Raw genomic sequence first — 12562 nt, 5'->3', positions numbered from 1 at the left:
CTTTTAAAATATAATTTGAAAATTATTCTTCGTTTGAAGGTTTTCCGATTGTCGCAAGGATTCCGCCGTCAACATACAAGATGTGACCGTTTACAAAATCACTCGCTTTTGATGATAAAAATATTGCTGCTCCAGCCAAATCGCTTGGATCTCCCCATTTTGCAGCCGGAGTTCTGCTAATGATAAAATCATTAAACGGATGTCCATCAACTCTAATAGGTTTGGTTTGTTCTGTTGCAAAATATCCAGGACCGATTCCGTTGATCTGAACATTGTATTTTGCCCATTCTGTTGCCATATTTTTAGTTAGCATTTTCAAACCACCTTTTGCGGCAGCATAAGCAGAAACTGTATTTCTTCCCAATTCACTCATCATAGAGCAAATGTTGATGATTTTTCCTTGTCTTCTTTCAATCATTCCTTTTGCAACATGCTTAGAAACTATAAACGGACTTACAAGATCGATATCAACTACTTCTCTAAAATCTGATACTTCCATATCTAGCAACGGAATTCTTTTGATAATTCCGGCATTATTGATCAAAATATCGATTGGTCCAACTTCGCTCTGAATTTTAGCAACCGCTTCTTTTACTTCCTGCTCTTCAGTTACATTAAATTTGTAGCCTACTGCATTAATACCTTCACTTTTTAATTCGGCTACAGCATTATCAATTTTTTCTTGAGAAGAATTTCCGTTCACAACAATTGTTGCACCCGCCTGACCTAATCCTTTTGCCATTGCCATTCCCAGTCCGTGTGTACTTCCTGTTATTAAGGCAACTTTTCCTTTTATATCAAATAAATTTGTCATCTTATCTTAAATCAGTGATTTTACAAACATCCATATCTCCGTAATCTAAGTTTTCACCAGCCATTCCCCAGATAAAAGTATAATTGCTAGTTCCAGAACCTGAGTGAATAGACCAAGGCGGAGAAATAACTGCCTGATGATTGTTCATCCAGATATGTCTTGTCTCCTGTGGCTGTCCCATAAAATGGCAAACTGCTTGGTCTTGTGGAATATCTAAATAAAAATACACTTCCATTCTACGATCGTGAACGTGAGCCGGCATGGTATTCCAAACACTTCCTGGTTTCAATTCTGTCATTCCCATCTGCAATTGGCAAGTTGTTACTACGCTTCCAATAATCATTTGGTTTACGGTACGGTGATTTGCCGTTTCCATAGTTCCTAACTGTAATTTATTAGCTTCAGCTAAACTTACTTTCTTAGTCGGATATGTTGTGTGTGCTGGCGCAGAGTTTAAATAGAATTTAGCTGGATTGTTTTTGTCATCACTTTTAAAAACCACTTCTTTATTTCCAGCTCCGATGTACAAAGCATCTTTAAAACCTAACTCATAAGTTGTTCCTTCTACGACAACAGAACCGCTTCCTCCAACATTGATGATTCCTAATTCTCTACGCTCTAAAAAATAAGGCGCTTTTAAAGGATCGATCGTTTCTAAAGCTAAATCGCCTTTTACAGGAACTGCAGAACCTGCAATGTATCTGTCGTAATGCGAATAAACCAATACCACTTCATCTTCCTGCATTAAGTCATCAATTAAGAATTCTTCTCTCAATTGCTGTGTGTCATATTTTTTTACAGCTTCGGGGCTTGACGCGTATCTTGAACTATATTTTGTCATAATTTTAAATTAATGTAATCGATTGCACAAAATTATATTTTTATATTTAAATAGCATAATTGAAACGAGAAAAATATTTCAATTCTGTTCATTTTTCTTTATAATTCGACTTTTTTCATTCGTGGAACTAGAATATGCATTATTAGCCAAGCCAATAAATACGACGCTCCACAAATACAGAACATAATAAAATAACCAGTTTCTACTTTTCCAAGTTTAGTATAGTAAACAAACATGTTTTTCTGAACCAGCAATGTCAGCAAAATTCCGCCAAGTGCTCCAAACATTCCACCTAATCCGGTAACAGATGCTGTTGCTTTTTTAGGAAACATATCAGATACTGTTGTAAAGATATTGGCACTCCACGCCTGATGCGCAGAAACAGCCAATCCGATTACTAAAATTGCAAACCAGATATTTATAGTTCCTAATTGCTGAGCGAACAAAACCGGCAATACAGCAAACGCATAAAGCAGCATACTTGTTTTACGAGCTTTGTAAGCAGGCCAATTGTTATTTATTAATTTCAAAGGAAGCCAGCCTCCTCCGATACTTCCAATGCTTCCAATCATATAAACCAATGCGCAAGGCCAGATAATTTCTGTTGCATTAAGCTTATATTGCTTCATCAAAAAGTCTGGTAACCAGAACAAATAAAACCACCAAACTGGATCTGTCAATAATTTACCAATTGCAAAAGCCCAAGTCTGGCGAAATGATAATAATTTTATCCAAGAAACCTTTTCTTTTGACTCTTCTATTACTTCCTCAACTTGATCTGAAGTAATGTATTCTAATTCTGCTTGAGATAAACGTTTTTGCTTTTGAGGCACTTCATACAACAAAAACCATAAAGCAAGCCAAATAAACCCTACAATTCCTGTAATGATAAATGCCCATTGCCATCCATACTTTTCAGCAATATGAGGAACAGTTAAAGGTACGATTATAGCACCAATATTACTTCCTGAATTAAAGATCCCTGTGGCCAGAGCTCTTTCTTTCTGCGGAAACCATTCTGCAGTCGCTTTAATTGCTGCCGGAAAGTTTCCTGCTTCTGTAACTCCTAAAAACACTCGAGCAATTAAAAAACCTCCTGTTCCTGTTGCCAATGCATGTCCAATTGCGGCTAAACTCCATAATCCTGTTGCAATGGCATAACCCAACTTAGTCCCCAACTTATCAATAATTCCTCCTGCAACCAGCATTCCGAGAGCGTATGCAATTTTAAATGCCAGTTCGATGTTAGAGTAATCTATAACCTCCTGTTCGGGAGTCCAGTGAAACGCTTCTGCCAAAAAAGGCCTAAGGTAACTTATTACATTTCTATCCAGATAATTGACAGTTGTAGCAAAAAAAACTAAACTGCAAATAGTCCAACGGTATTTTCCTATTGCTGCATTAGCTTGGTTCATGATGTGGTTGCGGTTTAGGTTGGTTAGTTAGTTTTGAGAAATCTCTTTAGAGATCTGTAATCGGTCTGTATTTTGGAACCAAGGTTTTCATTACAATCCAGCCTGTTAAATAACAAACTGCACAAATAGAAAATATGATAAAATATCCAGCCTCAATTCCTTTGAATCCCATAAAAGCCATATTGGTATCTTTCGCATAATCAAACAATACTCCAGATCCTTTATTAATCAACGTTGAACCAACTCCACCTGCTAAACCTCCAATTCCCGTAATGGTTGCAATAGCTTTTTTAGGGAACATATCTCCTACTGTTGTAAAAATATTTGCCGACCAAGATTGGTGTGCAGCACCCGCAATTCCAATAATAATTACCGGAACCCAATAACTGATATATCCTAATGGCTGTGCGATCAAAGCCAATAATGGGAAAAATGCAAATATTAACATTGCTCTCATTCTTCCTTCGTACGGATTCATTCCTTTTTTCTCTACGAAATACGTAGGCAACCAACCTCCAATAATGGATAATAATGTGATCATGTAAAGCACAAATAAAGGCAATGCCGCTTCTGTAGAATCCATTCCATACACAGAACTTAAATACGCTGGAGTCCAGAATAAGAAGAACCACCAAACACCATCTGTCATAAATTTACCAAATGCAAAAGCCCAAGTTTGTTTGTATTTAAAGCAATCTGCTAAAGAAACTTTTGTACTTGTTTCTGGCACGAAACCAACTAATTTGCTGTCTGCAATATCATCTTGCTGAATATAAGCTAATTCTTCTGGAGAAACTCTTGAATGTTTTTCTGGTTTATCGTACATAAACATCCAGAATCCCATCCAAACAAATCCCAAAGCTCCAATGATAATAAATGACATTTCCCATCCGAATGATTTTGCGATAAACGGAATTGTAATTGGCGCTGCTAAAGCTCCAACTGTAGCTCCTGCATTAAAAATACTCGTTGCAAAAGCTCTGTCTTTTTTAGGAAAATATTCTGCTGTTGTTTTAATCGCTGCAGGGAAGTTTCCTGCTTCTCCAACTGCTAAAACGAAACGAGCAAAAATAAATAAAGCAACACTTACATTGATTACCAATGCTGTATCGCTTATTGTACTAATTATTTCTTTTGAACCATGAAAGCCCACAAACCATTCTCCTGTAATAATTCCTGAAGTTGCAATACCGCAGAAAGCATGAAGACAGGCTCCAACTGACCAGATTCCGATTGCCCAAAGAAATCCTTTTTTAGTATCCAACCAATCTACAAATCGACCCGCAAACAATAATGAAACTGCATAAAAAATAGAAAACAAAGCGGTAATATTTCCGTAGTCGTTATTAGTCCAGTGAAATTCTGGCGCAATAAAATCGCTCCATGTTAACGACAGTACTTGTCGATCTAGGTAATTAATTGTAGTTGCAAAAAATAGCAATGCACAAATACTCCAACGGTATTTTCCAGTTGTTTTGATGCCTTGATTTACAGCAACAGTTTCGGTTTGATTCATAGTAAGTGGGTATTATAGTTTTGTAATTTTTGGTAATCTTAAAGACTATATTTACTGCTTTCTAAAAATAATATAATCAATATATTAACACCTTTAAAAAGAAATAATGTAATCGATTGCACAAATATAGTTTTTAATCTGTATAATCCAAATAATATTGTATAAAAAAATATTTTAGCTTCTAAAATAAACATAATACATAAAAAAAAGAATACAAAATTACACATTAAACAATATATTTGTTAAAAGCTAATAGGCGAAATTCATCCTTTTTATGGGGTAAAATTGTCCCGAAACACATGTTTTGCAATTATATTTCTCCTTATTTTTATCTTTTAAATTCTAAATACTGAATTTCTATCATAAAACCAAATAACCAACTGTAAAACAATTAATTAAAAGTAAAATTGAAAACAATAAAAACACAATCGTTAAAAAGAATCGCTACTAGCTTTCTTCTTTTTTCAGGACTATTTTCTATTAATGCACAAAATCAAGTGATTGCGCTTTGGAATAAAATTCCAGACGAAATAAAAGCACCAGAGTATAAAGAAAAGCCAGAACTAAAAGATGGAAAAATGCAAAGTACAAGTCAGGTTTCTGTTCCTACTTTAAGCATTTTTATTCCTAAAGAAACAAAACCAAATCAGACTGCTGTTGTAATTTGCCCAGGCGGAGGTTACACACACTTAGCGTTTGATAAAGAAGGAACAAAAGTCGCTGAATGGTTTAATAGTTTAGGAATTACAGCTTTTGTACTAAAATATAGAATGCCGAGTGATTTAACTATGAAAAATAAAAATGTCGGACCGTTGCAAGATGCTCAAGAGGCTATTCGCTATGTAAGGCAAAATGCAACAAAATGGAATATTGACCCAAACAAGGTGGGAATTTTAGGCTTTTCAGCTGGAGGGCATTTGGCTTCGACCGCATCGACTCATTATGACGATAAAGTTTATGAATCTGATTATAAGGTTAGTGCTCGTCCCGATTTTTCATTGTTGATTTATCCAGTAATTTCAATGGAAAATGCAATTACCCACAAAGGCTCTCAAACCAATTTACTTGGAAACAATCCTTCAAAAGAGCTAATAGATGCTTATTCAAACGAAAAGAGAGTGACTTCTAAAACACCTCCTACTTTCTTAATTCATGCTACAGATGATACTGTTGTTATACCAGAAAACAGTATTAATTACTATTTAGCTTTAAAGAAAAATGGAGTTTCGGCAGAGATGCATATCTATGAAAAAGGAGGCCACGGATTTGGTTTAGGTGTAAGCGACACCAACAAATTCTGGACTAGAGATTGTGCTGAATGGCTAAAAGCAAACGGATATAATTAAAAAAAAGAAAGGCAAAACTTTTACAAGTTTTGCCTTTTATCAAAAAAAAAAAACAAAAAAGGAATTATAAAAACCAATTTTATATGTTTAAGCAGTGATTTCTTGCTCTGCTGTATTTTTCAGTTTAGGAACAGGAATTGCTTTACTTGCCACTTTTGGTTTTGCAGCAGGTTTCTTTTTACCAAATTTCTGTTTTCCCCACCAAATAATAAATCCTGTGATGGGTAAACTGGCAGAAATTAAACTGGCCAAAAATGCAACAATTTTCCCTGTAAGCCCCAGTACACTTCCTACATGAATATCGTAATTCATACGTCTGATTTTGTCTGGAATATTGGCTTCAATATACTTTCCTGAAAAAGGTGTTTTAATCGAAATTTCTTTCAAACTCTGCTGATCAAAACTATATCTATCCATATTATAAAAAGTGTGTCTTTGCTTGTAAACAAAAGCACCAATTGGATCTGCTGGCTTTCCTGGAATACTAATCATAATTCCGGCAGCTTGCGGATTTTCTTTTCTTAAATTCAATAAAACTTTATCGGCTGTTGTGATATTGAATGTTTTTACATTGGTTGTATCCGATTTTGGAGATTCGCGATTTTCTGTCAACGGTTTTCCTCCAGATGTAACCCAATATAAAGATTTACTCCACCATCCAAAGCTCCATACTAAGCCAGTTATGGCAATAAAAAACAGGAAGATGCAGCTGTAAAAACCAAATACGTTATGCATATCATAATTGACACGTTTAAAACTGGCATCCCATTTTATTTTAAAACTTTTATCAATAATAGATTTAATCCATTTTGTCGGCCACCACAAAACGATGCCCGATATTAATAATACGACAAAAATTAAAACAGCAACTCCAACAATTGGTCTTCCAATATCATATGGAAGCCATAATGCGCGGTGTCCGTTTAAAATCCATCTGAAAAAATCTGGCGAATCTCCTCTCGAAAAAGTCTTTACATTTAATATTTCTCCAGTATACGGATTCATGTAAACGCTTATAAAAGTTCCAGATCTTCTTCCTCCTTTACCTTTTTTTTCCTTTTCCTTACCCTTTTCACCTTTTTTCCCTTGAGGCTTCAAATCAGATTTTGCTTTTTCCTGATTTTGAGTTAAATCTTTTTTATGCTCACCTCTTTTATTTCCTCTTTTATTTCCTCTTTCACCTTTGCCTCCTTCACCTTCTTCTTTTTTCTCCACAAAATAACCTACAATCGCAGCTTCATCTTTTGCACCAAAAGTTACACTTGTAGCTTTCTTATCTTTCATTTTTTTATCAGCAATCGAAACCAATTGAGACGGAAGTAAAAATGCCTCTTTCTGAGGCTTTACAAAACGCCAATCTTCAATAAAATCTTTGATTTCATTTTCGAAAACATAAATGCAACCTGTAAGACTGACAATAACTACAATAATTCCTGATGCCAAACCAAGCCACAAATGCAGCCAGGCCATGATACGCTTAAAAAGCGACTTTTTACTTTTTTTCTTATTATTTGGTTTTGAAGAAGAAAACATAATTGGATAGATAAATAGGATAAATAAAAAAACCGAAAGCCCTCATAAAATGAGGACTTAAGGCAAAAAAATTAGTATTTTAATTTCTGAATTGCAGTAATTTGACCTCCTTCAACTTTCATACCTCTTGTCGCTACAGCAGTAGTACCATTAACAGTATAAATCCAGCTTCCCTCTGGAGTATTAACTCCAATAATAGCAGAATTTCCATCTTCTGTAGTAATGTTGTAACGACTTGTAACAGAAGTTAATGTTTCAGGCGTATTTGTTACCCATGTAAAAGTTTGGTTATAAACATCAGCAATAGCCATTTTAACTGCGCCATTATTTTTCCCAACATTTCCATACATTAACAATAAGAATTTACCTTTAGAAATGTAAGTTGTAGAAGAAATTTTGTATCCTCCTGATTTTTCTTGAACATTAAAGAAATAAGATTTATCAAACTCTGTAGTTCCTTTTTTGATTTTTACAACTGCAGATGGTTTTGTAGAAGTCATCACAGTATTGCTTGTTGCAATTGCTCCAGAGAATCCGTAAGCATCTCCATTTTCATCTTGAAATAATCCGTTTGTAAAGTAAGCACCTAAATAACTTGTACGGTTATCTTTGATTACTTTCTCTAATTTAAGTTCTGGATAGTTGTAAACTGCTACCCAAGTACTGTCTGGATTTGCTGTTCCGAAGTTATCAAGTCCGTCTCCTTTAATACTCATATAAGGCATAAATACTTTGTCTCCTACTTGGGTTGCCCAAGTAAAGAAAGCTCTTTCTCCATTTCCAGCCAATATTTTAGTATCTTGTTGAGCTTCACCTGTAATTAGTGATTTTGTAGCATCAATTTTATACATTTGAGCAATAGATGCAGCACCGCTTCTTGGAACTTTTACGGTTAAGATATCTTTATTTACAGCTGCGAAAACGTGTACAGTTTCTGCCTGAAAATCAGATTTTTTCTGCAATTTACCTTCAGCAGTTAAGTTGTAAGTAGTAACAGCACCTGGATTTCCTTGCCCGTATAATAAACTAAAAAAGTTATTTTCAGCTGTAATATAATAACGGTAAGTTCCGTCTTGTTCAATACCATTACCAATTGTACTTACTGTACCTGTTGTTACATCGTCTGCAGTTAATAAATAATCTGCAATTCCAACCGCTCCAGTAGTTGCTGTAATGATATATTTCGTTTTACCAGTATCGACTCCGCCACCAGTTCCGTTTCCTGAATTTTCGTCACTGCTACATGAGAATGTTGTAAAAGCTATAAAAGCTGCGAATAAAGCTAATTTGCTACCTCTTTTCATAATTATTATGGATTTAAAATTTTATTAATTTGATTTGGTGAAAAAATATCTGAATTTTATATAGAAAGCTCTGCTTGGTTTTTGTAGTGAAAAATTATCGTATAGCTTATTATCTAGGACGTTTTTGCATTCTAAAGCGATATTATACTTACCATCTGCCATTGTATAAACTAAATTAAGATCATGATTATACTGCACTGGAATTTCTAATTTTCCGTCCTTTGTTCCCATACTTGGCCATGACAAATAATAGGTATGTACATAAAGTAGATTATACCCAACAGATAAATTATTGCCTTGTCTGAATACATCGTTAAAAAATACGGTAGCATCAACATTACCAAACATATAGGGTATGTTTGGAATTCTGTCTTTATAAAACCAAGATACAATTGTTTGTTCTGGCTCGTATTTAGTCATATTACGCAAATTTTGATACGTCATATTGAAACCACTTGTAAACCTTTTTCTGTACGAATATCTTATCTCTCCATCAACACCGTAATTGGTCATTTTTCCAAGATTTACAGAATAACTATCTACCTGATTTGTAAACAATGTGTTACGAATAAAATCTCTGGCATCACGATACATAAAGTTGATGTCAAATGTTAATGCATTCACTTTATTAAAGTTCGTCTGGTAGCTAGCTCCTAAATTATAGTTGTAGCTAGATTCTGGTTTTAAATCAATATTTGACGCAATATTATCGTTTGGACTTCCAAAAAGTTCTTGAGAGTTTGGAAGACGATAACTTTTTTCAAAAGAAGCTTTTAACTGTAAATTTTGTTTTAAGTAATAACTACTAGCAAGTCCATATCCTAGTGTAGAAGTTTTATCTTCAAATTGTTGATACGCTATATCTCCAGCATTTCCGCTTGGATTATAACTTCTTGAATATTTGGTATATAAATCGTAGTTTTTTAAAAACACAGAGGTACTCCATTTTTTGTTATAATCGAATTTATAACCAAGACCTAAAATATTTTTCTGTGTTTTTCTAGGCTGCTGATAAGCAATAGATTCAGGCACTAATTCATCTTCCTGCTTACGATCAAAAGTCGTAAAAGTATTATTAAGCATAAAAGAGTGGCGTTCGCCTAGACTATAAGTTGCGTTGGCATTTACAATACCATTATGATCACGCATTTTCATTAAGGTTCTTTGCTTTTCGCCTCCTTCTCCGTTATATTTAATGTAATCTCCAAACCAATTGTATTTGATAAATACAGTATCTACAGTTTGTTCTTCACCAAAATTGTAATTACCATTAACGTTTACATTTAAGCCTTTTGTAAACAAATCTTTTACTTGATATTTAATAGTAGGCATTAAGATATTACCTTGTCTATAACGGCTGCCAAAAACAGCTTTCATTCTAGCACCAGTCTGAATATCTGCTTTATTTTGTCCTCCTGTAAAACCAATCATTAATTTATCGGCGTATTTTTTTCCGGTAATACCAATATTTACAATTGCAGTTTCGTTATGATAGGTATCATGAAACCTTCTTAGTCTTGCATTTGGAAAATATTCACCCGTTTTTAAATCTGCTGCTTCAACATTTACCCAGTAATTATTATCTGAATAGTTTTGAAAAACATTAATCTCGGTCGTAAAACCACTTTTTGCAGTATATCCAGCGTTGATAGCAGTTTTATGTGTATTAAAAGATCCAAATGAATAAGAAGCATCAAAATAGGTTCTTGGCTTTGTGTTTGTAACAATATTTACAGCGCCTCCCAAAGCATCGCCTCCAAGCCAGATTGGCACCACACCTTTGTAAACTTCTACACGATCAGCAAGGTTGATTGGAATATTGTTTAGCTGAAAAGAAGAACCAAAGTTTTCCATCGGCATACCGTCAATAAAGACCTTAATTTGATTTCCAGAGAAACCATTAATAGAAAGTTCTGACTGAGAACCTACTCCACCCTGTTCACGAACACGAACTCCCGAAACCCTGTCTAAAGCATGCGAAAGATCTAATGTTGTATTATGAAGTTTTTTAGCATCAATTGCAGTAACACTATAGGCTTGTTTATTTACTTTATCGGTTGCAGTACGGCCCATCACTGTAACGCTTTCTAATTCATTTAATTCGCTTTCTAAATGAATGGAAACATTTACAGGATTACCAGAAACTTCTATCGCTTTTTTTAAAGTTGAAAATCCTATTGCAGAAATTTTCAAAGTGTGTTTTCCAGATGGAACATTTTTGAAAGTAAAGTTCCCGTTTTCGTCGGAAATCATACTTAAATTCGTTTTTTCAATAAATACTGTCGCAAACGGAATCGTTGCTCCAGATTTTTCAGCAACTTGACCAGTCACTGCAAAGCCTTGATTTTGCTGGGAAAATGATAAGAACGTGGATAGAAAAAATAAACTGGCAAATAAAAATTTTTGAGCTGACATATCTTTAATTAGACTAATTATAAATAACTTTGCTGCAAAAGTACCATCAACGTCTTTAAAAAAGATAGGGAAAAACGGATTATTATTTTGTAAAAACGGATTATATTTTGAAAATCAAAGCCACACTTCTAACCTCTGAAACGCCTATAATTAAAATTCAAATTGGAGATAAATATTATCCGAAAAGTGTTTTAACGGAGGAAAATGTCAACATACAAAATGGTGATTCAGAAAAAATAATTAGCCGTCATCTTATCACAGAAGGATTGGTTCTCCTTGATACACAATTGTATTTCTCAAATTCTAAAACTCTTATTTTTGAAATTGATGAAGAATCGATCGTTATGAATTTTATTTACAGCAGTAATGTTGAGACTCATATTGATCAATTGGAAAGTGAAAAGTATTCTAAAGAAAACACCCATAATATCTTTTACACCAATAACTTTAAGGGGTCTTTTAAAATTCCAGCTCATAAAGATGTAAATTATATGTCTATTATTTTATCCAAGGAGTTTTACTACAATATCATAAACGAAGATTGGCAATTGCATGAAAAATTTTCAAAAAAAATCCTTCAAAAACAATCTTGCTATTTAACTTCTAAATATCTTCCGTTTACATCGCCAATTAAGTGGGTAACATCAGAAATAAAAAATTGTACTAGAGAAGGTGTTTTAAAAAGAATTTACATTGAAAGTAAGATTAAAGAACTTCTTATTCATCAACTTGAAACATTAATTACCAAACCCTTACCAACAGAAAAAATAAACGAAGAAGATTACAACAAATTATTAGAAGCAAAAAAAATATTAGAAAACGATTATCGAAACACTCCTACTCTACCTGAACTTTCCAGACTTATTTCGTTAAACGAATTCAAATTAAAAAAAGGGTTTAAAGCTTGTTTTGGAACCACTGTAAAAAGCTATATTATTAAACTGAGGATGGAACATGCCAAAAAATTGTTTCAAAGCAAAACCGCTACAGTAAGCGAAGCAGCATACAAATGCGGTTACAAAGACGTTTCTCATTTTTCGGCAGCCTTTAAAAGCTATTACGGATTTTCGCCTCAAAAATTCAAAATCAATACTGATATTATTCAATTTTGGCTGCTTGCTTTTTCATTTATAATATAAAAAAAAAGGGTTCTAAAATTCAGTCCGTCGACTTCCTCTTAAAACCCTAAAAATTAGACATTAATGTATAGTGCAAACTCTTATACAATTACCCACGATCAAATGAATATGTCAAAATTTAATTCAAAAAAAATGTTTCTCCAAAAAACATGAATTGTTAAAACTTAAATAATGGCATTCTAAAAAAGGTAAAAAACAACATTGTTCTTAAATTTCAACAGCCCAAAATTACAGGCATA

General features: G+C 33.8%; 9 protein-coding genes. 2 read left to right on the top strand and 7 right to left on the bottom strand.

The window, feature by feature from the left end; translation table 11 throughout:
* Positions 1 to 22 precede the first annotated feature (22 nt).
* From AC1Q5Z_RS14310 to AC1Q5Z_RS14295, 4 genes are all read right to left on the bottom strand, one after another.
* A complete protein-coding gene (locus tag AC1Q5Z_RS14310) occupies positions 23 to 814 on the bottom strand; it encodes a gluconate 5-dehydrogenase (RefSeq protein WP_281633055.1) in 792 nt (263 codons plus the stop codon).
* Between the two features lies 1 nt (position 815).
* On the bottom strand, positions 816 to 1655 hold the full coding sequence (kduI, locus tag AC1Q5Z_RS14305) for a 5-dehydro-4-deoxy-D-glucuronate isomerase (protein WP_111377125.1): 840 nt from the start codon (positions 1653 to 1655) through the stop codon (positions 816 to 818).
* A 98-nt stretch (positions 1656 to 1753) separates the two neighbouring features.
* Positions 1754 to 3070, bottom strand: a complete 1317-nt coding sequence (locus AC1Q5Z_RS14300; protein ID WP_198857979.1) for an MFS transporter — start codon at positions 3068 to 3070, stop codon at positions 1754 to 1756.
* 46 nt (positions 3071 to 3116) lie between these two features.
* Positions 3117 to 4586: an MFS transporter gene (locus AC1Q5Z_RS14295; RefSeq protein WP_492445496.1), complete on the bottom strand. Its 1470-nt coding sequence runs from the start codon at positions 4584 to 4586 to the stop codon at positions 3117 to 3119.
* 407 nt (positions 4587 to 4993) lie between these two features.
* On the opposite strand from AC1Q5Z_RS14295, the gene AC1Q5Z_RS14290 reads away from it, so the two are divergent.
* Entirely contained in the window at positions 4994 to 5932 is a 939-nt protein-coding gene (locus AC1Q5Z_RS14290; RefSeq protein ID WP_492445494.1) for an alpha/beta hydrolase, read from the top strand.
* Positions 5933 to 6019: 87 nt separating this feature from the next.
* Here the strand turns inward: AC1Q5Z_RS14290 and AC1Q5Z_RS14285 are convergent, their stop codons facing one another.
* The 3 genes from AC1Q5Z_RS14285 to AC1Q5Z_RS14275 all read right to left on the bottom strand — a co-directional run bounded on the left by AC1Q5Z_RS14285 (position 6020) and on the right by AC1Q5Z_RS14275 (position 11100).
* Positions 6020 to 7465 carry a PepSY-associated TM helix domain-containing protein gene (locus AC1Q5Z_RS14285; protein WP_492445492.1) on the bottom strand — a complete coding sequence of 482 codons (1446 nt, stop codon included), beginning with the start codon at positions 7463 to 7465 and terminating at the stop codon, positions 6020 to 6022.
* A gap of 71 nt (positions 7466 to 7536) precedes the next feature.
* A complete protein-coding gene (locus AC1Q5Z_RS14280) occupies positions 7537 to 8769 on the bottom strand; it encodes a DUF4374 domain-containing protein (protein WP_198857975.1) in 1233 nt (410 codons plus the stop codon).
* A gap of 24 nt (positions 8770 to 8793) precedes the next feature.
* Positions 8794 to 11100, bottom strand: a complete 2307-nt coding sequence (locus AC1Q5Z_RS14275; RefSeq protein ID WP_343584179.1) for a TonB-dependent receptor — start codon at positions 11098 to 11100, stop codon at positions 8794 to 8796.
* Between the two features lie 191 nt (positions 11101 to 11291).
* Between AC1Q5Z_RS14275 and AC1Q5Z_RS14270 the strand changes: the two genes are divergently transcribed.
* Positions 11292 to 12323 (top strand): AraC family transcriptional regulator, encoded by a 1032-nt coding sequence (locus AC1Q5Z_RS14270; RefSeq protein WP_198857973.1) that lies wholly within the window; start codon positions 11292 to 11294, stop codon positions 12321 to 12323.
* Positions 12324 to 12562: the final 239 nt, after the last annotated feature.

It is taken from the genome of Flavobacterium sp. GW823-FHT06G12 (assembly GCF_058794775.1).
The sequence above is the reverse complement of the archived record's forward strand: the minus strand, read 5'-3'. Positions and strand labels throughout refer to the sequence as shown.

Excerpts from the sequence above, each read along its gene's own strand:
- AC1Q5Z_RS14310 (WP_281633055.1), bottom strand. The coding sequence starts at position 814 with ATGACAAATTTATTTGATATAAAAGGAAAAGTTGCCTTAATAACAGGA.
- kduI (WP_111377125.1), bottom strand. The coding sequence starts at position 1,655 with ATGACAAAATATAGTTCAAGATACGCGTCAAGCCCCGAAGCTGTAAAA.
- AC1Q5Z_RS14300 (WP_198857979.1), bottom strand. The coding sequence starts at position 3,070 with ATGAACCAAGCTAATGCAGCAATAGGAAAATACCGTTGGACTATTTGC.
- AC1Q5Z_RS14295 (WP_492445496.1), bottom strand. The coding sequence starts at position 4,586 with ATGAATCAAACCGAAACTGTTGCTGTAAATCAAGGCATCAAAACAACT.
- AC1Q5Z_RS14285 (WP_492445492.1), bottom strand. The coding sequence starts at position 7,465 with ATGTTTTCTTCTTCAAAACCAAATAATAAGAAAAAAAGTAAAAAGTCG.
- AC1Q5Z_RS14280 (WP_198857975.1), bottom strand. The coding sequence starts at position 8,769 with ATGAAAAGAGGTAGCAAATTAGCTTTATTCGCAGCTTTTATAGCTTTT.